The following is a 19,517-nucleotide window of genomic DNA, read 5'->3' as shown; positions in this document are numbered from 1 at the left end:
GACGCCCCATCTGCCAGAGCCTGGAGCTGATGCTTCGCCGGCCCGGCCGTGCCCTCGTGCGCTACGGCGCCGAGTCCTTGACCTCGGGGAACAGGGCGTAGGCCGCGTCCGGGGTGGCGTAGCAGTCGGTTCCGCCGGGGCCGGTGCCGCAGTACATCTCGTGGTGGTCCGTCCCCGGCTCGGGGGTGTTGACGGCCTGTCGGCCCGCTGCGGTGTACTGCATGTTCAGGCCGACCGGGACATTCTCGACGTTGCCCACGGAGGCCTCGGCGCAGCCCTTGGTCGTGGCGGCCGTCTGGTGGTGGGCGCCGTCGAGGGCCTGGGTGTTCGCCTTGTCCCCGCCGGCCGAGGCACCGGAGGCCGCCGAAGCCTTGGGGGGCGCCGAGGCGGCGGAGGCGGACGGCGCCACCGGGAGCGTCGAGACGGGCTCGTCGTGGGCGATGGCGTGGAAGAGGGCCGGGGCACGTGCTGACTCGACCAGGTTGCCCTCGGCATCCATGCTGGTCTGCATGGTGACGAACATGATCCGCTTGCTTGGCACCTTGTGGAGGTCCGAGGCCAGGCTGCCGAGGTTCTGGACGCTCTTGATGCCGTCGTCCACGGTGAGCGAGCCGAGGACCGAGCCGGCGAGCGAGATGATTTTGGCCGGGCTCGACAGGGTTCCGGAGTCCTCCAGCTGGTTGAGGGCGGCGGAGAGGAAGGCGTGCTGGGTGTCGGTTCGGTCGACGTCGGAGCCGTCGTTGAAGGCGTCGCGGGTGCGCACGAACTCGAGAGCGGCCTGGCCTTTGAGCCTGTGCTTCCCCTTGCTGAGCTTCAGGCCGGAGTTGCGGTCGTAGACGTCCCTGCTGACGCAGACCGGGACGCCGCCGATGGCGTTGGAGACCGCGACGACCCCGCTGAAGTCCACCTCGATGAAGTGGTCGATCGGGATGCCGGTCAGCTTCTCCACCGCGTCGACCTGGCAGCCGGGCTTGTGGAGCAACGCACTGTTGATCTTGTTTGTGGCGCCGCCCGCGCAGGTGGGCAGTGCCACGTACAGGTCGCGCGGGATGCTCATCACCGTGGCGTTGGAGCGGTCGGCGGAGACGTGCAGAACCATCTCCACGTCGGCGCGCTGACCACCCGCGGTACCGCAGGTGGCGCCCCCGTATGTGCAGTCCGACTTGGTGATCCGACCGTCTGAGCCCATCACCAGGATGTTGATCGGCGAGCGGCCGAAGCGGTCGACGACCTCCTTGGGGGAGTCGGCGGAGTCGTCGCCCGCCGCGTGGAGGGGGGAGCCGTGCAGCTTGCTGTTGAGCGACTCGTACCCGTAGACGACGGTGCCACCCCCTACGAGCGCGGTCCCGAGGAGCACCCAGAGCACCGACCAGGCAACGGTCCTCAGCGGCTTCCGCCTTCGCCCGCGGGCCGCCCTGCGCATGGCCGCCCGCCCCGGCCGGGCGCCGGCACCCGCTTCCGCGCCGGCGCCAGCACCGGATCCGGAACCGGAACCGGCCGAGGGTATGGGGGGATGTTCCGGGTCCGACGTGGCTGCCGGGAATGCCGCGGACGTGTCGTCCGCCGACCCCGGCTTCCGCGAACCATGCTGCTGCGGGCCTGGCCGCCGCCGCAGTGGAACGCATTGAGGCCACTGCGGGGGTGAGGCCTGCTGCCCGTACTTCTCCGGGGATGCCTGCTGTGCCGGCCAGCCGCCAGGAGAAGGCCGCGCGCAGTAGTGCGGTGGTTGCGGGTATCGCTGAGGGGGCTGCTGCCCGGGACGCCAGGACGAATCAGAGGTGTCGCTGAATGCATGCCAATCACCTGACATACCTGAATTCTCCTGAACCGGGTGCGGGTGCGGGTGCGGGTGCGGGTGCGGGCGCCGGGGCGGGCGCGGATCTCTTGACGGCTGCAGGCTGGTTCCCGTCGGCTTACTTGTGGGCGGCGGTGAACCGCGGATCCTGCTTCTGGTTGTAGATCTCCTTGCCGGCGCTGTTGTAGGCGTGGACGTACGGGTCGGCCGCCGCGGAGAAGGGGAGTTTGGACGCGGGGGTGCCGCCGGTGGAGAAGGCCGCGGTGTAGAAGAACGCGCCGCCCGCCATGACCGCCGGGTGCTCCTTCGGGCTCTCGCCGTAGCTGATGGTGATCCTGGCGACGTCCGAGGTGTAGTGCCCGGCGCCGATCGAGAGGTACCGGCCTCGGCCGGCCTGTTCGCCGGTGGAGTCGAAGTACTCGACGACGTGGCCGGTGCCCCACAGGCGGTTGTTGATGAAGGTCGGCGGGACGTCCGAACTGGTGCCCCGATCGCCCTTGGTCTCGCATTGCACGTACTGGCCGGCGGAGTCCACGGCGACGACCGCGCCGTCCCAGTCCTGCGAGGCGACGGGGGTGCGGACGGCGATCGCCGGGTGGTATTCGCCGGCGTTCGATCCCAGGCAGGAGGCCAGGATCCGGGCGACGGCCGCGGACTCGATGGGGGTTGTGGCCGTGCTGATGACGGTGAAGGGGACGTCGGTGGCGCGCGCCGAGGAGGGCGCCGAGCCGGCCCCGGGGGACGAGGCGACCCGGGGCGGGCTCGATGCCGGTGCCGTGGCGGGGCCCGTCGGGTTGCCGTCACCGGCGGCCAGGACGGGCTTGGCGGCTCCCTGCCCGCCGAGCACAGCCACGGCCGCGAAGCTCAGTGCCGCGACGCCGGCGGCGACCCCGAGCGGGAGCCCCCATCTGCGTGGCAGCGAAGCACGCTCGTCCTCTGGATCGATCTTCATCAGAAGCTCCTCCCGGATCCGCCGGTGATTCGGCAGATCACGATCGGGGGGAGGGACGGGACCGCCCTGTGTGCCCTTCATCCTGTGACCTCCTCCGCAGTGACGTGACTTCTCGAACTCGGTGACGCCGCGATCCCGGGTCCGGCGGCGAGGTTGCCGGCGAGGTCGGCCCCCAGCCTCCGCCGTGCCCGGTGCAGCCGGGACTTCACGGTCCCCACCGCCACCCCCAGCGCCGCCGCGGCCGCCTGCTGATCCAGGCCCGACCACAGGCACAGCTCGACGACCTCGCGTTCGTGGCGGGGGAGGCGGGCCAGCGCCCGATGGATCTGCGACATCCGGCGCTCGTCGTCGATCCGGCCCGCGACGCGGTCGGCGTGGTCGACCTCCTCTTCGCTGTGCGAGACGAGCCGGTGGAGCAGCGCCTCGGCCCGACGCAGCCGCCGCCTGGTATTCGACAGCAGGTGGTCGGCGATGCCGAGCAGCCACGGCAGGGCCGAATCGCGGTCCAGCACGATCTGCGACCGCCGACGCCAGGCATGGAGGAAGACGGTCGCCGTGAGATCCTCGGCCTCGGACCAGTCGGCGGTGCGCCGGAAGAGGTGGTTGTAGACGGTCTTCGCATGCCGGTCGAAGATGCGGCCGAACGCCTCCCGGTCGCCGTCGGCTGCCTGTGCCCACAACTCCCGGTCGGATATCCCTCCCCTGAGAGCGCTGGGACCGCCGTCGTTCAGTTCCATGCACTGTATGTGTCCGGCACCCGGCCGAAGGTTCCCGCTGAACCCGCTCTTTTTGCCGGATGCCCTTATGGGCGGCGACGGTGACGGCGACGTCGGCCGAGGGTCGGGTCGGCGAAGCGCCGCGTTCGTTGGCCGGCGGCCGGCGGCCGGCGGCCGGCGGCCGGAGCCGGTTGCGGGCGGCCGGACTCCCCGACGCCCGTAGCGTTCCGCACGCGACAGAGGCAGGGTCGGGCAGGGCAGGGCCATCCGGCCACGGCCCCAGCCCCGGCCTTGCGCCGTCGCCGAGAGCCTCGGCCATGCCCGCGGCCTTGGCCTGGTCGCGACCCATCACCTCGACGGTGTTGCCGCCGGCTATCGCCCGGGCGCCGATGGTGCGGCGGACCGCGCCGGGGGGAGAGGCCTGCCTCGCCCGCGGCGCCGCTCCCGGCCGCCGATCCGGGCCAGAACCACGCGTTCCCTTGGCGGTCTGCCGGGCCGCCGGCCCTCCCGGATGCTGTGTCCTGGCCGTATCAAAAACTGTTCCCGCCGATCCAGAATTTTCTCCGGGCCCGCCCACAGATTTTATTTCGAAGCGACTGCACCAGCATTATCCTCCCCGCCCGAGCTGCCTCGGTGTGCTACCGTCGTTTGTGGTTGCAGTTGTGGTTCCCAGTGCTTCAGGTGCTTCGGCCGGTTTTCGTGCCGCCGAGGAATCCTGGTAAATCCGGTCCTTTCCGGTCGGGGTAATCATCGCGGCGACACGGCGTCCGCACCGTGCGGATGCCGGTGCACTGCCCCCGAAGGAGAACGACATGAGTTCAGGTACCGTGAAGTGGTTCAACGCGGAAAAGGGTTTCGGCTTCATCGAGCAGGACGGTGGCGGCGCTGACGTGTTCGCCCACTACTCGAACATCGCCGCCCAGGGCTTCCGGGAGCTGCTCGAAGGCCAGAAGGTGAACTTCGACATCGCGCAGGGCCAGAAGGGCCTGACGGCTGAGAACATCGTTCCTGCCTGACGCGGCCCGCACACGTGCCGAGGGGCCCGCATCCTGTGGGGTGCGGGCCCCTCGGCATCCCCCGCGCGGCGCGGGCCCCATCCGCAGCACCCCCGAATCCGCATTCGCGCCACCCGAAGTGCGCAGGCGCCTGAGCGAGACCGCACGCGATCAGGTTCTTTTTCGCGCTCCATCCGGCCGATTTCTTGTGATTGTCCGTGCTGCTCTCGCCGCGGAGAATTCCTTGATCCGTGCCGTATCAAGGAAGGTTCCCGCATGAAGCGTACAGGCACGAGCGACCGTTTTTCCCGTACCCATGGCGGCAACGCCGGCCCAGAAAAGGGCAGCCGCTCCGGCTCGCGGAGTGCGACCCGTCCTGGCAGGCCGGCCCGTTCCGGTGACCGCGGCACGCGCCCCGCCGGGACACACGCCGAGTTCGCCGTCCCCAGGACCGTCACTCCCGCCCTTCCCGCCGTGGAGAGGTTCGCGGATCTCGACATGCCCGGGGCGCTGGTGGCCGCGCTCGGCTCGCAAGGGCTGACCGTGCCGTTTCCGATCCAGGCCGCGACGCTGCCGAACTCCCTCGCCGGCCGCGACGTGCTGGGGCGGGGACGCACCGGCTCGGGCAAGACGCTCGCCTTCGGCCTGGCCCTGCTGGCCCGTACGGCCGGGCGGCGCGCCGAGGCCGGGCAGCCGCTCGCACTGGTCCTCGTACCGACGCGCGAGTTGGCGCAGCAGGTCACCGACGCCCTCACCCCCTACGCCCGCTCCGCGCGCCTGCGGCTGGCCACGGTCATGGGCGGGATGCCGCTCGGCAGGCAGAGGGCCGCTCTGCGCAACGGCTCCGAGGTCCTCGTCGCCACCCCCGGACGCCTCAAGGACCTGATCGACCGCGGCCACTGCCGGTTGGACCAGGTGGACGTCACGGTCCTCGACGAAGCCGATCAGATGACCGACATGGGCTTTATGCCGCAGGTCACCGCCCTCCTCGACCAGGTGCGCCCCGGCGGGCAGCGGATGCTGTTCTCCGCCACCCTGGACCGCAACGTCGACCTCCTCGTGCGGCGCTACCTCAACGATCCCGTGGTGCACTCCGTGGACCCCTCGGCCGGCGCGGTCACGACGATGGAGCACCACGTGCTCCACGTCCACGGTGCCGACAAGCAGGCGGCCACCACCGAGATCGCCGCCCGCGACGGTCGCGTGATCCTCTTTCTGGACACCAAGGACGCCGTCGATCGCCTGACGGAGCACCTGCTGAGCAGCGGAGTGCGGGCCGCGGCCCTCCACGGCGGGAAGTCGCAGCCGCAGCGCACCCGCACGCTGGCCCAGTTCAGGACGGGCCACGTCGGTGTGCTGGTGGCGACCAACGTCGCCGCACGCGGAATCCACGTCGACGAGCTGGACCTCGTCGTCAACGTCGATCCGCCGACCGACCACAAGGACTATCTCCACCGCGGCGGCCGGACCGCCCGGGCCGGCCGCTCCGGCAGCGTCGTCACCCTGGTCACCCCCGGCCAGCGCCGGAGCGTGACCCGCTTGCTGGCAGCAGCCGGCGTCGTCCCGCAGACCACCCGGGTCCGCGCCGGCGAAGAGGCCCTCCACCGCATCACCGGTGCACAGACTCCCTCCGGCGTACCCGTCGTCATCGCCGCACCGGCGGCCGAACCCAGCCGCAAGCGCGGAGCGGGCTCACGCCGCGGCGCCTCGATGGCCGGGCGGGCGCCCGCAAGGCGGTCTGCATCGGGTGTGGCGGCCTAGGGGCCGTATTCATGATCGGGAAGCTGACCCTACTCCGCAGGAGGCACCTTTTGACGTCGGCTCGGATTCACCCCCGTCCCACCCTCCGCAAGGAGGTCCAGGCGTCGGCCGACCCCACGGGCCCGGCCGGACCACAGGTCTGGGACGCCATGACGGTGGAGGTCGCGCTCTCCCTCATGACCGCGGCGCGCACGCGCCACCTGGACATCTGCGACGAGGACGGCCGACGCACCGGCCGCGTCACCCTGTCCGGCCTCACCGCGGTCCGAGACAGTCCCCACTACACGGACCGGATTCGCCTGCGCGAGGTCGCCGGCGCGCTCGCCGGCTCCCACTGACCGATCGACCTGCGACCGACTTCGGCGCCGTGGCGGTCCTCAAAGCTCCGAAGGTCAGGCCGAGGGCTCGGCCTCGCCCCGGCCGCGGAGTTCTTCGTTGATGCGCTGGGCCTCCTCGAGCTGATCCTCGAGGATGATGATGCGGCAGGCGGCCTCGATGGGAGTGCCGGAGTCGACGAGTTCCCGCGCCCGGCCGGCGATACGCAGCTGGTAGCGGGAGTAGCGGCGGTGGCCGCCGTCGGACCGCAGCGGGGTGATCAAGCGGTGCTCACCCAGGGCGCGCAGAAAGGCGGGCGTCGCACCGATCATCTCGGCGGCCCGGCCCATGGTGTAGGCGGGATAGTCGTCGTCGTCGAACTTGTCGGCGGGGCGGGTACTGCGAGCGGGCATAGACCTCTTCTTCCGGGGACGCATCGAGGGGCCCGGGTGCCAACTGGCACCCGGGCCCCGAGCTTTCAACGCCATCTGCCGGCTGACTGCGCCGGCCTTCTATGTCCGCAGGTCCACCCGCGGGGGCGGGGCTGCGGGGATCGCGGTTGCGTGACCGGGGACCACCTTCCAATCCGGGGTCTGCGGTACCCGGGCGGACATCGTCCCGACCCCGGGCGATCCTGATGGCGTTCTGCTCCTTTCCTCATAGATCACACTGCACTTGCCGGTGACACGGTGATGCTGTGCGACCCCTTGGGCCGCTCGCCCCGGCAGCCGACGGAAGAACCCACCGCTTCCGGCTCCACCGCCCCGCTGCCGGGCCGCTCCTGCGTTGATCTGCTTGCGCGGCGGTCGTCTCTGCCGCGCCTCTCTGACTTCTGGGCTACGTAGAAGACAGTAGCCCCCGCTGACGCCAATGTCTACTCCAGCCACTACAGATTTTCTGTAGTGGCTGACCCTCCTGATTCTTCTCCTGTCGCATGCGGAAGGCTTCCCCGGCTGAGTGAATCCCTGCCCCGCGGGAGCAAGCGCGGCTGCGAGGCAGGGCGAGCGGGGTCGGCCGGCTGACTCCGCCGGTCGTTGTCAGTGGTGGTCTGTAGCGTGCGGGCATGAGTCAAAGCCCGTTTGAGCAGCGGTCGCTCGACGCCGCCGTCGCTGACGCTGAGGCCGCGGTGCTGGAGTTCGACGGCGCCAGGGCCTGGTTGCGTGCTGTGCTGGGCGGGTCCGTGGGTCCCGTTGGCCCCGTGGGGCCGTTCGGGGCGGAGGTGTGGGTCCTGGATCCGGCCCTTGAGTGGGTCGTGCTGGTCAAGCATGCGGTGCGCGGGATGGTGCCGCCCGGGGGCGGGGTCGAGCCAGGGGAGTGTCCGCGGGAGGGGGCTGCCCGGGAGTTGGCCGAGGAGGCCGGGCTGCGGCCCCGCTTGCTGGAGCGGCCTGCCGCAGTGGCTGTGCGGTCGTTCCTCCCGGGCCTGCCGGTGACGCTGTCGCTGTCCTATGCCGCCATCGGAGATCCGGAACAGCCGCTGATCGCCGAGGTCGGACAGCCGGTGACCTGGATACCTCTGGATCAGGGCTGGGACAGTTGCTTCCCCGAAGACGTGCTGCGCATCCGGGAGTATGTGAAGCTTCTGCGCTCGGGTTCCGCCGTCTGGTGAGTGGGCCGGACGGCCGCCGGGGTGAGGGGGATCGGAGGGGGCCGCCCCCCGGGCGACCGACTGCGGATCGCGGCTATGGGAACTTTGGCCGCTTTGTCCACCGCCTCCCAGCATTGGTCTGCACCAATCTGCGCCAGTGGTCTTGACCAATCTGTTCAACCGCCCGTACAAAGTGGTCACCTTGGTGGTCCACCGGCTCAGAGGTGGGCAACCGCCACAGCTCCTCTCCCCATTGGAGGGCTCATGCGGGTCGGAAGACGGATCCTTCACACCGCACTCACAGCGGGCTCGGCGCTCGGGCTCGCACTCGGCGGATCGGTCCTCGCAGTGGCCTCGGCGCCGGCTGCACAGGCCGCCACCACCTGTGCCGCCGCGTGGAGTGCCGGCACCGTGTACACCGCGGGTCAGCAGGCCAGCGAGAACGGGATCAACTACACCGCCAACTACTGGACCGAAGGCAACGACCCGGCGACCAGCAACGGCGGTGCCGGCTCCGGGCAACCGTGGACGTCCAACGGAGCCTGTACCGGGGGATCGACGGGCGGTGGCGGAGGCGGCGGTGGAGGCGGTGGGACCGGGACCGGCACGGGTTCGGTGAGCGGCCTGCTCTTCAGCCCGTACAAGGACGTCACCATCAACATGAACTGGAACACCTACCAGATGCAGTCGGCCGTGACGGGTTCCGCGCTGCCTGTGGTGGGTTCCGGCAGCCTGGTCTCGCAGTACATCCCCAAACTGCCCGCGCTCACCGCCGCCTTCGCCACCGGCACCTGCGGCAGTGAGACGTGGGGTGGCGTCTCGGGGGCCAACTGGGCCGCGGAGAACGTGCCCCAGCTCAAGGCCGCCAACCTGAACTACATCGTGTCGACCGGCGGTGCGGCCGGCACCTTCACCTGCGGTTCGACGGCCGGCATGGAGTCCTTCATCGCCCGCTACGCCAGCCCGAACCTGGTCGGCATCGACTTCGACATCGAAGGCGGCCAGAGCCAGTCGGACATCCAGAACCTGGTCGCGGCCGCGGCGGGAGCCCAGGCGCAGTACCCCAACCTCCAGTTCTCCTTCACCCTCGCCACGCTGGCCGCCTCCGACGGCAGCTACGGCGGAGTGAACTCGCTCGGCAACGAGGTCGTCCAGGCGGTGCTCGGCTCCAGCCTGAAGAACTACGTCATCAACCTGATGACGATGGACTACGGCAACGCGTCCAGCAGCGTGTGCGTCGTCTCCTCCGGCAGCTGCGAGATGGCGCAGTCGGCGATCCAGGCGGTGAAGAACCTCGAGCACACCTACGGGATCCCGGCGAGCAAGATCGCCGTCACCCCGATGATCGGCATGAACGACGCCACCAGTGAGACCTTCACCCCCGCGGACGTGAACACCCTGACCTCGTACGCCACCAGCAACGGTCTGGCCGGGCTGCACTACTGGTCGCTGGACCGGGACACGCCCTGCTCCGACGGCTACGCCTCGCCCACCTGCAACTCCGTCCCCAGTACGTCATCGCTGCAGTACACCAAGGCGTTCCTGAGCGACCTCGGGTACTGACCCAGGGCCCCCGAAGAACCGTTGAGGGGCCCCGAAGCGGGCCGCGCACGAGCCACCGTGCGCGGCCCGCTAGCGGCTTGGGGCAGCCTCCGGACGGTAGAGCTGGCCGGCGGCGATCACCGCCGAGATCCGCCGCAGGGCTCCGAGATCGGTCAGCGGGTCGCCGTCGACCACCAGCAGGTCGGCGCGGAAGCCGGGGGCGATGGCGCCGACCAGGTCGCCGAGTCCGAGGGCGTCGGCGGCCTCGGTGGTGGCCATCCTCAGGATGTCACGGTTGGGCACGCCCAGGTGCTCGTAGAGGCCGAGGGAGTCGGCTAGCCCGCCGAAGCGGGCGCGTTGTACCCCGGCATCCGTCCCCGCGATCAGGCGGGCGCCGGACTCCACCATCCTGCGGCAGACGTCGAAGATCGCCTCGGCGCGGTCCGGGAAGATCTGCGGCAGCCGGTGCCAGTTGGGGCTGATCGTGGGGCAGACGCGGATGCCCTTGGCGACGATCTGCTCCAGGACGTCGTCCCGCATCTCGACACCGCCGCCAGGGACGATCCAGGTGCAGTGCTCGATGGTGTCCACATCGGCCTGTACGGCGGCGGCGATCGCCTCCGTGCCGTGGGCGTGGGCGGCGACCGGCACGCCGGCCCGGTGCGCCTCGTCGACCGCCACCGCGAGCGCTTCGGGCGGGAACTGCCGTTCCCAGATGCGCGGCCCGTCCTTCGTCAGGCCGCCACCGGACTCCATCACCTTGACGACGGTCGCGCCGGCCTCGATGTTGGCCCTGACGAGGGCACGGATCGCGGTCGCGTCCGCGACCTCGCCACCGAGGAAGTGGCAGTGGCCGCCCGGCGGCGTGAGCGGAGTCCCGGCGCACAACAGATGCGGCCCGCCGGGCCCGCCCACCCCGTCGGCGGAGCCGCCGGCGATCTCGGCCGCCAGACGCAGGGCGAGCCCGTCGCGGTCACCCAGATCGCGCGCGGTGGTGACCCCGCCGTCGAGCAGTTGCCGCGCGCGGAGACGCATGGCGGCCAGCAGTTCCTCGTTGCTCTGCTGAAGTCCGGCGAGCGGCTCGGGCCCCGCATCGAAGATCAGATGGACGTGGGCGTCGATCAGCCCCGGCAGCAGGGTGGCATCGGGGAAGTCCAGCCGCTCCGCCCCGGGACCGTCGCGGTCCGCCGCCTGCGCCGCGTCCGCCGGTTCCGCCAGCTCCGACCGCGGGCCGACGGCCGTGACCCGGTGGTCCTCGATGAGCACGGCACCGTCTTTCAGGTACCCGTCACAGGTGGGGGAGAGCACCCGTCCAGCGGTGATCAGCACTTCGGTCCCAGCTTCCTGTCGGCCGGTGGAGCAGGATGAGTCGCGCTCTACCGATGATGACCGACAGGAGCGCGCCGGCGCCGCCCCGTCGCGGAACGCGCTTCTGCGGGTTCCCGTCGCCCGTTCTCGCGGTGGCCGGAATCCGCCCTCCGGCGTCCCCCGGGCGGCCGTTCGGCTGGTCCCCCGGTCGTCCTGCGGCGTGCCCGTGCCCGTGCCCGGGAAGGGAGCGTCCTTCCGCGGCAGCGGACCGGCGCGCCAGGCGGAGACACCGAAGCCGGTGGTCCACTGACAGCCGTCGGACACCCGGCCCGTTCCGCTCAGGCGGGGACCGGCGTGGCAGGCTCTGCGGTATGGCGATCGTTGACGTGTCTCCCGGGGTGGCTCTCGCGTACGAGGGGTTCGGCGACCCCGGGGACCCCGCCGTGCTGCTGGTGATGGGGTTCGGCGCGCAGATGATCGCCTGGGACGAGGACTTCTGCCGGGCGCTGGCGGATCGCGGACGGTATGTGATCCGGTACGACAACCGCGACTGCGGGCTCTCCACCCGTCTCGACCGGTACCCCGTGCGGCTGGACGAGCTCATCGCCGCCGTGAGCTCGGGCGATGTCGCCGCGGCCGCCGAGATGGCGCCCTACCGGCTGCTCGACATGGCCGAGGACGGCGTCGGCCTGCTCACCGCGCTCGGGATCGAGCGCGCCCATGTGGTCGGCGCCTCGATGGGCGGGATGATCGCCCAGACGATGGCCGCCGCCTTCCCCGACCGGGTGCTGACCCTGACCTCGATGATGTCCTCGACCGGCGAGAGCGAGTACGGCCGGCCCACGCCCGAGGCGCAGGCGGTGCTGTTCAGCCCGAGGCCGGCGGACCGCGAGGGGTACGCAGCGGCGGCGGAGCGGGAGTCGGTGTGGGCCTCCAAGCGCTACGGCGACCCGGCCGCGCTGCGCGAACTGGCCGCGGCCGGCTACGACCGCGCCTACTACCCCGAGGGGATCGGCCGGCAGCTCGGCGCGATGATCCTCAGCGGTTCGCGCGCGGACGCGCTCCGCGGACTGCGGGTGCCCACGCTGGTGATCCACGGCCTGGACGACACGCTGATCGACCCCAGCGGCGGACGGCGCACCGCGGAGTTGGTGCCCGGCGCCGAACTCCTGCTGATCCCCGACATGGGCCACGACCGCCCGCGCGAGCTCTGGCCCACTCTGATCGACGCCCTGATCGCCCACACCGGCTGAACCGGCGCACTGGAGACCGCCCTCACCGCCGAGGGGCCCCACGCCCCCGCGGCGGATGCCCCGTCAGCCCCCGTCGGGGAGTCCGGGCCCGGCCGCGACCACGGCGTGGACGACCCCGGCGACGAGTGCGGGGTCCAGCGGTGCCGCCTCGAAGGCCCGGTGCATCGGCCAGCCCTCGATCAGGGCGTCAAGGGCGCGGGCGACGCCGGGCGGGAAATGCAGGGTGAGGCTCTCGCGGCTGCGGGTGAGCCAGGCGCGGGTGGTGGCGGCCACCGCCGGATGGTGGTTGGCGTACGCGTACATCTCGAAGATGAGGGTCAGTTCGCGGTCGGTGGCGTAGGTGGGACCGCAGATGAGTTCCACGACGGCCGCCTCGGCCTCGGCCGCCGAGCCCGCCTCCCGCAGGGTGCGGCGGTAGAGGAGGGACATGGTGTCGGCCAGCCGGGCGAAGGCCTGCGCGATCAGGTCGTCGATGCCCTCGAAGTAGTAGGTGAGCGAGCCGAGGGGGACGCCGGCACGGGTGGCGATCCGGCGGTGGGTGGTGCGGTGGACGCCGCTCTCCGCGATGACGTCGAGGGCGGCGTCCAGGATCCGTTCCCTGCGTCCGGGGTCGTTCGGGACCTCGCGCCTCGTTCCGCTCACGCGACCAATCTGCCACAGGCCCCGCGGCGCGAGTGTGTACGCTTGTACAGATTTCTGCCGGACCCCCTTCGGACACCCTGTGGAGGCTCCCTGTGGCCGTCGGCCTCGCACGGCGCCGGTTCGCCGTCTTCGCGCTGTTCTTCCTCCCCGGGCTGGCCACGGCCTCCTGGGTCTCGCGCACCCCGGACGTACGTGACGCCCTCGGCGCGTCGACCGGCCGGATGGGGCTGATCCTCTTCGGCCTCTCGGTCGGGTCGATGAGCGGCATCCTCGGTTCCGGTGCGCTGGTGGCCCGTTGGGGTACCCGCCCGGTGATCGCGGCGGGCACGGCGGCGACCGCCGCGGGCTGCGGGGTGGTCGGGCTCGGGGCGGGGGCCGGCTCGGGCGTGCTGGTCGCCGCCGGGCTCGCGCTGATCGGACTGGGCATGGGCGGCGGCGAGGTGGCCCTCAACGTCGAGGGAGCGGAGGTGGAACGGCTGCTCGGCCGCTCCACCCTGCCCGCGATGCACGGCTGCTACAGCCTCGGCACGGTGATCGGGGCCGTGGCCGGCATGGCGCTGACCGCGGCGCGGTTCCCGGTGGCCTGGCATCTGTCCGTGGTCGGTGCCCTGGTGCTGGTCGTCCTCGTGCCGGTGCTCCGGTACGTACCGTCCGGGGTGGGCCGGCGACCGGCCGCCCAGGCGATCGCCACGCCCGCGGACACGCCCTCGCCCACCTCCTCCACACCCACCTCCACGCCCACGCCCGCGCCCGGCCGGGCCGCGGTCTGGCGGGAGCCGCGGCTGCTGCTGATCGGCGGCGTCATCTTCGCCCTGGCCCTGGCCGAGGGAACGGCGAACGACTGGCTGCCGCTGGTCATGGTCGACGGGCACGGCTTCGATCCCGCCCTCGGCTCCGCCGTCTACGCGGTCTTCGCCGCCTCGATGACCGTCGGCCGCTTCGTGGGCGGGCGGTTCGTGGACCGGTTCGGGCGGGCCGTGGCGCTGTGTGCGAGCGCGCTGGTCGGCGCGGCCGGAATCGCCGTGGTGTCGCTGGTGGACGACCAGGCCGTGGCGGCGGCCGCCGCCGTGCTGTGGGGGCTCGGTGCCGCCCTCGGCTTCCCCGTCGCGATCTCCGCGGCCGGGGACTCCGGGGAGAACCCGGCGGCGCGGATCTCCCTGGCCGCCACCGTCGGCTACGTCGCCTTCCTGGTGGGTCCGCCGTCCATCGGCCGCCTCGGCGCGCACCTGGGGCTGCGGAACGCCCTCCTCGCGGTGCTGGCCCTGGTGGCCGCCGCCTCGCTGGCCACGCCGGCGGCCGGCCCGGTCCGCTCCCGCCAGGTGGGCAGGGGACAGCCGGAACCCGAGACCGAGCGCTGCCGGAGCAGGCCGTGACCCCAATCCCTGACGAGACGTCAGAGGGGAACACCGGGTCCGGCCCGAGATGTTGGACTGCCCGAGGGGCCCGGGTGATTCTGGGCCCGCGCCGTTTGCTCGGACTACCGGAGGACTCCTCATGAACGACCGGCCGTTGACGCTGATGGCGGTGCACGCCCACCCCGACGACGAGGCCACCGGAACGGGAGGGGTCCTCGCCCGCTATGCGCAGGAGGGCATCCGCACGGTCCTCGTCACCTGTACCGACGGCGGCTGCGGCGACGGGCCGGGGGGCGTCAAGCCGGGCGATCCAGGGCACGATCCGCAGGCCGTGGCCGCCATGCGGCTGGAGGAGCTCAAGGCGAGCTGCGAGGTCCTGCGGATCGGCCACCTGGAGACGCTGGGCTACGCCGACTCCGGGATGATGGGCTGGTCCACCAACGACGCCCCGGAGTCCTTCTGGCGGACGCCCGTGGAGGAGGGCGCCACCCGCCTCGCCGAGCTCTTCCGCCACTACCGTCCGGACGTGGTGGTGACCTACGACGAGAACGGTTTCTACGGCCACCCCGACCACATCCAGGCGAACCGGATCACCATGGCGGCGCTGGCGATGACGACGGCCGAGATGACACCGAAGGTCTACTGGACCACGGCACCGCGCTCGATGATGCAGCGGTTCGGCGAGGTCATCCGCGAGATGGGCGGCGACTGGGAGGAACCGGACCCGGCCGAGACCGCCGAGATGCCCGAGATCGGGCTGCCCGACGAGGAGATCACCACCTGGGTGGACACCACCGAGGCCGGCGGCCAGAAGTTCGACGCCCTCGCCGCCCACGCCAGCCAGGGCGAGAACATCTTCTTCCTGAAGATGGGCAAGGAGAGGTTCACCGAGCTGATGGGCGTCGAGACCTTCGTCCGCGTGCACGACACCACCGGCGCCCCCCTCCCCGAGGACGACCTCTTCGCCGGGCTGCGCTGACGGCCTCTCCCTCCGGCTTCCGGCCGGCGCCCCGGCCGCTTCGCCGATCCGCCCCGCGGCGGCCGGCCGGTCAGCGGGCGCGGAGCCACAGATCGCTGTTCCCGGCCAGCAGTACGCGGCCGTCCGCAAGGGTGGCCGCGGTCTGCGGCGGGGCCGCGCCGCAGCCCAGGTCGCCGCGGCTCCAGTCGGTCCTGCCGCCCGCGTCGGCGGTCCAGACCGCACCGCAGTAGACGGGGTCGGTGTCCGGCTTCTCGCGCGGCTGTATCGCCGAGCCCACCAGCACCGGCCGCCCGGCGGCGTCGACCGTGCCCGCCAGCACGTCGCCCGTCCCGACCGCAGAGACGGCCGAACCGCCCAGCCGCGTCCAGGACTTGCCGTCCGGGCTGACCAGCAGCACCGGCCGGTCGGGATCTCCGGCGCGCTGGGTGAACCCGTAGGCCAGCCACCCGTCGCCGAGGCGCAGAACCCCGCGGAGGAAGGCGCCCGCCGGCAGCCCGGGGACCACGGAGACCGTCCAGTGCCCCCCGGCGTCCGAGGAGTGCCAGATCGGCAGCCGGCCGGTGGCGTTGGGCGCGCGGTCCATGGCGTTGGAGACCATCCCGCCGATCGCGACCACCTCGCCGCCGTGGGCGGCGATCCCGGAGATCCCGGCGGTGTCGCCCGGTATCGCCGGGACCGGCAGCACCGGGCGACGCAGGGTCGCCCCGCGGTCCTCGGAGAGCCACACCACCGCATGTTCGACCTGCGCGACCCGCTCGCCGCCGCCGATCAGCAGTCGCCGGCCGACCTGGACCGCGGCGGTCGCCGCGCCCCGGTCCGCGGACTCGCTGCGCGGGTCGTCCGGGACCGGCAGGTTCAGACTGGCCAGCTCCTGGGTCCGGCCGCTGGGCGGGGTCCGGCTCACCCGGTCCGCGACCGAGATCAGGCTGCCGTCCGTCCAGCGCAGCACCACCGGCCCGGAACCGCCCACGCTCACCGCGCCACCGCCCGGCTCCCAGCCTCCCTGGCCGGGCGGCGGATCGAGAGCCAGCCGGGTGCAGCCGGAGCCGGGCACCCACCGCGCCGGCAGGTCCTGGTAGCCGGTCCGGTACACGCCGACACCCAGCACGCAGCCGTGGCCGTCCGGCACCAGGGCCTCCAGGCCCAGCCCCGCCGGCACATAAGCGTCCGCCTTGGCCGGCCACTGCACCGCGTCCCGGTACGCCCGGAAGCCGAGTGCGCTGCGGGCCGCCGAGGACGGGGCGGTTCCCGCCGCCGAACCGGCGGTGGAGGACGCGGACGGCGTCGCCGTGCCCGCGCCGTCCGGCAGAATCACTCCGCAGCCGGCCATCAGTAGCGCCGCCACCAGCGCCGCAGCACTCGCCGCTGTCCCCACCCGCGTCAACCGGGCTCTTCCCATCCCCGACCACCCCCATGGTCCCCACCCCCGGCCCACCCCCACGACGGGCCGAGGTGATCGTAGGCGATGCCGCCGCCCGGCACGCGGGCCGCCCACCCTGCGGGTCCCGGCGCGAGTGGCATGACGGAGGTCAGGGGGAAGCGGGCTCCGCGTGGGCGCCGCTGTCGGTGCCGACGTCGTCGGCGCCCGGAACCGGCGGGCCGGCCGGCGCGTCCCCGCCCCGGGCGAGCCGGAGGAGCGCGGGCCAGGAGGTGATCTTGGTGCGTTCCCGGCCGTGTTCCGCGCCCAACCGCCGCTCGGCGGCGTCGATCCGGTCCCAGCCGGCCAGGTCGGTCGCCGGCCGCCCGCGCCGGGCCAGGATCTCCGCCAGATCCGCGGACCGGCGGACCGGCAGCGTCTCCAGGTCCGCCAGCAGGAGCGCGACCACGTCCGCCGAGTGGTGCCGGTTGGAGCCGATCACGCCGGTGGGCCCGCGGCCGAGCCAGCCGCTGACGTACTCGCCGGGGCAGACGGTGCCGTCCGCCTCCTGGACCCGGCCCTTGTCGTTGGCCACCACCCCGCGCTCGGCGTCGAAGGGAAGGCTGTCCAGCGGCGTGCTGCGGTAGCCGACGGCGTGCAGCACCGCGCCGACCCGCAGGGTCTCGTATGCGCCGGTGCCGGCCGCCCCGCCGTCCGGAGTGCGCTCGGTGCGCTCGATCTCCAGACCGGTGACCCGCCGCTGCCCCAGCACGCGGTGCGGCGGGCCAGGAAGCGCAGCTCGATCCTGCGCGGGGCGGGGGCGCCGCGCTTCCCCCGCGCGGCGAACTCGCCGAGGACCCGGAGGTTGGCCTGGACGGCCCGGACGAGATCGAGGCCGCGACCGCCTACCCCGACGGCGGCACCCGCGTCCGACGCCGGCAGCACGGCCGGGTCCACAGCCACCTCCACCCCGTCCAGGGCGCCGAGTTCGCGCAGCTCCTTGGCGGTGAATCGGGCGTGCTCGGGGCCGCGCCGCGCGAGCAGCACCACCTCCCGTACCGCGCTGCCGCGCAGCGCCGCGAGGACGGGTTCCGGCATGTCCGTGCGTTCGAGTTCGGCGGGCGAGCGGGTGAGGACGCGGGCCACGTCGAGGGCCACATTGCCGGCCCCGACGACCGCCACCCGCTCCGCGTCCAGGGCGAGCGGCGGCCGGGTGACATCGGGATGCCCGCTGTACCAGGCGACGAAGTCGGTGGCGGAGCAGCAGCCGGGCAGCTCCTCGCCGGGGACGCCGAGGCGCCGGCCGACCGAGGCGCCGGCCGCGTAGAGGACCGCGTCGTAGTGGGCGAGGAGGTCCCGGCGGGTGACGTCGGTGCCGAACTCGACGCCGCCGAGGAAGCGGATCGCCGGGTGGTCGAGGATCCGGCGCAGCTGGCGGATGATGCTCTTGATCTTCTGGTGGTCCGGCGCCACGCCGTAGCGCACCAGGCCGTAAGGGGTGGGCAGCCGGTCGAACAGGTCGACGCGGACCTCGGTGCGGTCCTGGCGGACCAGCTCCTCGGCGGCGTAGAGCCCGGCGGGGCCGGCGCCGACGACGGCGACCCGCCGGGGTGAGGGCACGGGCTCGGGATCGACGGTCACGGGCATCCTCCTCCTTCGCTTCCGTACGGACGGACGGACGGTGCGGGGCCGCGCGCCGGGCCGCCGTCAGGAGAGAGCGATCTCGTCGCCGCGGGGCGCGGCCCGCGAAGGGAGCGACGTCGCGGGCGTCCGCGCCGCCGGCTCAGCGACCGGGGCCGGGACCGGGGCCGGGGCCGGGACGGGGCAGCGGGCCGGGCTCGGCGATCCATACCGGCCTCCTCCGAAGCGCGGCGGACGCCCTGAAGCTGCGACGCCCTGAGGCTGCGACGCCGTGCAGCTGCGACGCACTGAAGCTGCGACGCCCTAAAGCAAAGCAGCCGGAGCAGCAGTGCGACAGCCGTATGCGTGATTCCGGTTCGGCGCCTGCATCCGCATGGGGCCTGAGCGCCGAAGACCTCTCACAGGGTCCGGCGGCCGACGGCAGCGGTGACGGGTGCCCCGGCCGAGGAGATCGACGAGGTGGGAGGGTGGCCGGTCCGATGCCCATGATGAGTCCCTACATGATCCGCTGGGATCCGGTCAGCCGGCTGTGGCGACTGGAGGACCTGGACGGCCCCCTCCGCGACCGGCAGGGCTGCCTCTTCGGCTGGCGCGAGGACGACTACGCCGGCGCGGACACGGCCCGGGCCTGCCTGGACGCGGGCCGCGCGATCCCGCGCGAGGGCCTCGTCTACAGCTGACTCCCCGGGAGGCCCGGGACACCCGGGATGCCCGGGGCGCCGTCCCCGCCGGGTACCGCGATCCGCCGCCCCCCAGACCTGGACCGCGCGCGTTCCCCGACCGTCCCGCCCCGAGCCGGAGTTCGCGCTCCGGCACCGATTTCCGGCGGGGGTCGCACGAACGGTCCTCCCGAGGTGCGGTAGCGCTGGGTGATCAGTTGGCTTCTCTATGGCGGACATAACGTCCGCTCATCAACTCAACGAGGAGACCCGATGAATCGCGTGACCCGCCGTATCGCTGTCGCTGGTGCCGCTGCTGTGGCCGTCGCCGGGATGTCCATGGCCGGTGCAGGCGCCGCCTTCGCGGACGCCCCCGTCGGCAGCTGGAGCACGACGGTGCACTCCCACACCCACACCGTGACCGACGTCGACCACCGTGCGAACTGGTCGCACACCGTCGACGCCGACGACTACGCCCCCGCCCCCGCCTCGGACGACTGGGGCATGCACTCCGACTACGGCCACACCAACTACGGCTGGGGCCACGAGGACGAGGGCGGGATCAACCAGATCGGCCTGCTGAACCTGGGCCTGGGTCTCTGAGCTGACCCCAGCACTCCCGCAACACCGACGGCGGCACCGGCCACGACTCCGGTGCCGCC

The 19,517-nt window shown here is 72.5% G+C and carries 19 protein-coding genes; 10 read left to right on the top strand and 9 right to left on the bottom strand.

Annotated features, from left to right (window positions below):
* Positions 1–61: 61 nt before the first annotated feature.
* From BS73_RS10980 to BS73_RS10970, 3 genes are all read right to left on the bottom strand, one after another.
* A complete protein-coding gene (locus tag BS73_RS10980; protein ID WP_051939804.1) occupies positions 62–1,366 on the bottom strand; it encodes an LCP family protein in 1,305 nt (434 codons plus the stop codon).
* A 547-nt stretch (positions 1,367–1,913) separates the two neighbouring features.
* Positions 1,914–2,747, bottom strand: coding sequence for a hypothetical protein (locus BS73_RS10975; protein ID WP_037571447.1), 834 nt, complete (start codon positions 2,745–2,747; stop codon positions 1,914–1,916).
* A gap of 77 nt (positions 2,748–2,824) precedes the next feature.
* The gene (locus BS73_RS10970) at positions 2,825–3,484 is read right to left on the bottom strand and encodes an RNA polymerase sigma factor (protein WP_037571445.1); all 660 of its coding nucleotides are present in this window, start codon (positions 3,482–3,484) and stop codon (positions 2,825–2,827) included.
* Between the two features lie 791 nt (positions 3,485–4,275).
* Here BS73_RS10970 and BS73_RS10965 point away from each other — a divergent pair.
* The 3 genes from BS73_RS10965 (at position 4,276) to BS73_RS10955 (ending at position 6,557) form a co-directional block, all read left to right on the top strand.
* Positions 4,276–4,479: a cold-shock protein gene (locus BS73_RS10965; protein ID WP_037571443.1), complete on the top strand. Its 204-nt coding sequence runs from the start codon at positions 4,276–4,278 to the stop codon at positions 4,477–4,479.
* 255 nt (positions 4,480–4,734) lie between these two features.
* Complete coding sequence (locus BS73_RS10960; RefSeq protein ID WP_037571441.1) at positions 4,735–6,219, top strand: DEAD/DEAH box helicase; 1,485 nt, start codon at positions 4,735–4,737, stop codon at positions 6,217–6,219.
* Between the two features lie 149 nt (positions 6,220–6,368).
* On the top strand, positions 6,369–6,557 hold the full coding sequence (locus BS73_RS10955) for a hypothetical protein (protein ID WP_235215368.1): 189 nt from the start codon (positions 6,369–6,371) through the stop codon (positions 6,555–6,557).
* A 54-nt stretch (positions 6,558–6,611) separates the two neighbouring features.
* Here the strand turns inward: BS73_RS10955 and BS73_RS10950 are convergent, their stop codons facing one another.
* On the bottom strand, positions 6,612–6,947 hold the full coding sequence (locus BS73_RS10950; RefSeq protein ID WP_037571439.1) for a MerR family transcriptional regulator: 336 nt from the start codon (positions 6,945–6,947) through the stop codon (positions 6,612–6,614).
* Positions 6,948–7,597: 650 nt separating this feature from the next.
* Here BS73_RS10950 and BS73_RS10945 point away from each other — a divergent pair.
* Together BS73_RS10945 and BS73_RS10940 are read left to right on the top strand one after the other, a co-directional pair.
* The gene (locus BS73_RS10945; protein WP_037571437.1) at positions 7,598–8,140 is read left to right on the top strand and encodes an NUDIX domain-containing protein; all 543 of its coding nucleotides are present in this window, start codon (positions 7,598–7,600) and stop codon (positions 8,138–8,140) included.
* A 75-nt stretch (positions 8,141–8,215) separates the two neighbouring features.
* Complete coding sequence (locus BS73_RS10940; RefSeq protein ID WP_322987252.1) at positions 8,216–9,682, top strand: carbohydrate-binding protein; 1,467 nt, start codon at positions 8,216–8,218, stop codon at positions 9,680–9,682.
* A 69-nt stretch (positions 9,683–9,751) separates the two neighbouring features.
* On the opposite strand, the gene BS73_RS10935 is transcribed toward BS73_RS10940, so the two are convergent.
* A complete protein-coding gene (locus BS73_RS10935; protein WP_037571435.1) occupies positions 9,752–10,990 on the bottom strand; it encodes an amidohydrolase family protein in 1,239 nt (412 codons plus the stop codon).
* 350 nt (positions 10,991–11,340) lie between these two features.
* On the opposite strand from BS73_RS10935, the gene BS73_RS10930 reads away from it, so the two are divergent.
* Positions 11,341–12,222, top strand: coding sequence for an alpha/beta hydrolase (locus tag BS73_RS10930; protein WP_037571434.1), 882 nt, complete (start codon positions 11,341–11,343; stop codon positions 12,220–12,222).
* Between the two features lie 63 nt (positions 12,223–12,285).
* Here the strand turns inward: BS73_RS10930 and BS73_RS10925 are convergent, their stop codons facing one another.
* Complete coding sequence (locus BS73_RS10925) at positions 12,286–12,864, bottom strand: TetR/AcrR family transcriptional regulator (RefSeq protein WP_037571433.1); 579 nt, start codon at positions 12,862–12,864, stop codon at positions 12,286–12,288.
* 92 nt (positions 12,865–12,956) lie between these two features.
* Here BS73_RS10925 and BS73_RS10920 point away from each other — a divergent pair, with 92 nt between their 5' ends.
* On the top strand, positions 12,957–14,237 hold the full coding sequence (locus tag BS73_RS10920; RefSeq protein ID WP_037571432.1) for an MFS transporter: 1,281 nt from the start codon (positions 12,957–12,959) through the stop codon (positions 14,235–14,237).
* Positions 14,238–14,358: 121 nt separating this feature from the next.
* Positions 14,359–15,198, top strand: coding sequence for a PIG-L family deacetylase (locus BS73_RS10915; RefSeq protein WP_037571431.1), 840 nt, complete (start codon positions 14,359–14,361; stop codon positions 15,196–15,198).
* Between the two features lie 70 nt (positions 15,199–15,268).
* Here BS73_RS10915 and BS73_RS10910 read toward each other — a convergent pair whose 3' ends face one another.
* The 3 genes from BS73_RS10910 to BS73_RS10905 form a co-directional block, all read right to left on the bottom strand.
* On the bottom strand, positions 15,269–16,597 hold the full coding sequence (locus tag BS73_RS10910) for a hypothetical protein (protein WP_152617575.1): 1,329 nt from the start codon (positions 16,595–16,597) through the stop codon (positions 15,269–15,271).
* A gap of 130 nt (positions 16,598–16,727) precedes the next feature.
* Complete coding sequence (locus BS73_RS40665; protein WP_322987251.1) at positions 16,728–17,150, bottom strand: ferredoxin--NADP reductase domain-containing protein; 423 nt, start codon at positions 17,148–17,150, stop codon at positions 16,728–16,730.
* Positions 17,054–18,196 carry an FAD-dependent oxidoreductase gene (locus BS73_RS10905; RefSeq protein WP_063836962.1) on the bottom strand — a complete coding sequence of 381 codons (1,143 nt, stop codon included), beginning with the start codon at positions 18,194–18,196 and terminating at the stop codon, positions 17,054–17,056. Before BS73_RS10905 ends, BS73_RS40665 begins: the two co-directional genes overlap by 97 nt.
* 479 nt (positions 18,197–18,675) lie before the next feature.
* On the opposite strand from BS73_RS10905, the gene BS73_RS10900 reads away from it, so the two are divergent.
* Together BS73_RS10900 and BS73_RS10895 are read left to right on the top strand one after the other, a co-directional pair.
* Positions 18,676–18,876, top strand: coding sequence for a hypothetical protein (locus BS73_RS10900; protein ID WP_152617574.1), 201 nt, complete (start codon positions 18,676–18,678; stop codon positions 18,874–18,876).
* A gap of 252 nt (positions 18,877–19,128) precedes the next feature.
* The gene (locus tag BS73_RS10895) at positions 19,129–19,458 is read left to right on the top strand and encodes a hypothetical protein (protein WP_152617573.1); all 330 of its coding nucleotides are present in this window, start codon (positions 19,129–19,131) and stop codon (positions 19,456–19,458) included.
* Positions 19,459–19,517: the final 59 nt, after the last annotated feature.

It is taken from the genome of Phaeacidiphilus oryzae TH49 (assembly GCF_000744815.1).
Lineage (GTDB): Bacteria > Actinomycetota > Actinomycetes > Streptomycetales > Streptomycetaceae > Phaeacidiphilus > Phaeacidiphilus oryzae.
This window is presented reverse-complemented; position numbering and strand designations above follow the sequence as displayed.

What these genes read in the sequence shown, in the direction of transcription:
- BS73_RS10945 (WP_037571437.1), top strand. Translation starts at nt 7,598, where the DNA reads ATGAGTCAAAGCCCGTTTGAGCAGCGGTCGCTCGACGCCGCCGTCGCT.
- BS73_RS10970 (WP_037571445.1), bottom strand. Translation starts at nt 3,484, where the DNA reads ATGGAACTGAACGACGGCGGTCCCAGCGCTCTCAGGGGAGGGATATCC.
- BS73_RS10940 (WP_322987252.1), top strand. Translation starts at nt 8,216, where the DNA reads ATGGGAACTTTGGCCGCTTTGTCCACCGCCTCCCAGCATTGGTCTGCA.
- BS73_RS10955 (WP_235215368.1), top strand. Translation starts at nt 6,369, where the DNA reads ATGACGGTGGAGGTCGCGCTCTCCCTCATGACCGCGGCGCGCACGCGC.
- BS73_RS10950 (WP_037571439.1), bottom strand. Translation starts at nt 6,947, where the DNA reads ATGCCCGCTCGCAGTACCCGCCCCGCCGACAAGTTCGACGACGACGAC.
- BS73_RS10960 (WP_037571441.1), top strand. Translation starts at nt 4,735, where the DNA reads ATGAAGCGTACAGGCACGAGCGACCGTTTTTCCCGTACCCATGGCGGC.
- BS73_RS10910 (WP_152617575.1), bottom strand. Translation starts at nt 16,597, where the DNA reads ATGGGAAGAGCCCGGTTGACGCGGGTGGGGACAGCGGCGAGTGCTGCG.
- BS73_RS10965 (WP_037571443.1), top strand. Translation starts at nt 4,276, where the DNA reads ATGAGTTCAGGTACCGTGAAGTGGTTCAACGCGGAAAAGGGTTTCGGC.
- BS73_RS10900 (WP_152617574.1), top strand. Translation starts at nt 18,676, where the DNA reads ATGCCCATGATGAGTCCCTACATGATCCGCTGGGATCCGGTCAGCCGG.
- BS73_RS10975 (WP_037571447.1), bottom strand. Translation starts at nt 2,747, where the DNA reads ATGAAGATCGATCCAGAGGACGAGCGTGCTTCGCTGCCACGCAGATGG.
- BS73_RS10895 (WP_152617573.1), top strand. Translation starts at nt 19,129, where the DNA reads ATGAATCGCGTGACCCGCCGTATCGCTGTCGCTGGTGCCGCTGCTGTG.
- BS73_RS10930 (WP_037571434.1), top strand. Translation starts at nt 11,341, where the DNA reads ATGGCGATCGTTGACGTGTCTCCCGGGGTGGCTCTCGCGTACGAGGGG.
- BS73_RS10915 (WP_037571431.1), top strand. Translation starts at nt 14,359, where the DNA reads ATGAACGACCGGCCGTTGACGCTGATGGCGGTGCACGCCCACCCCGAC.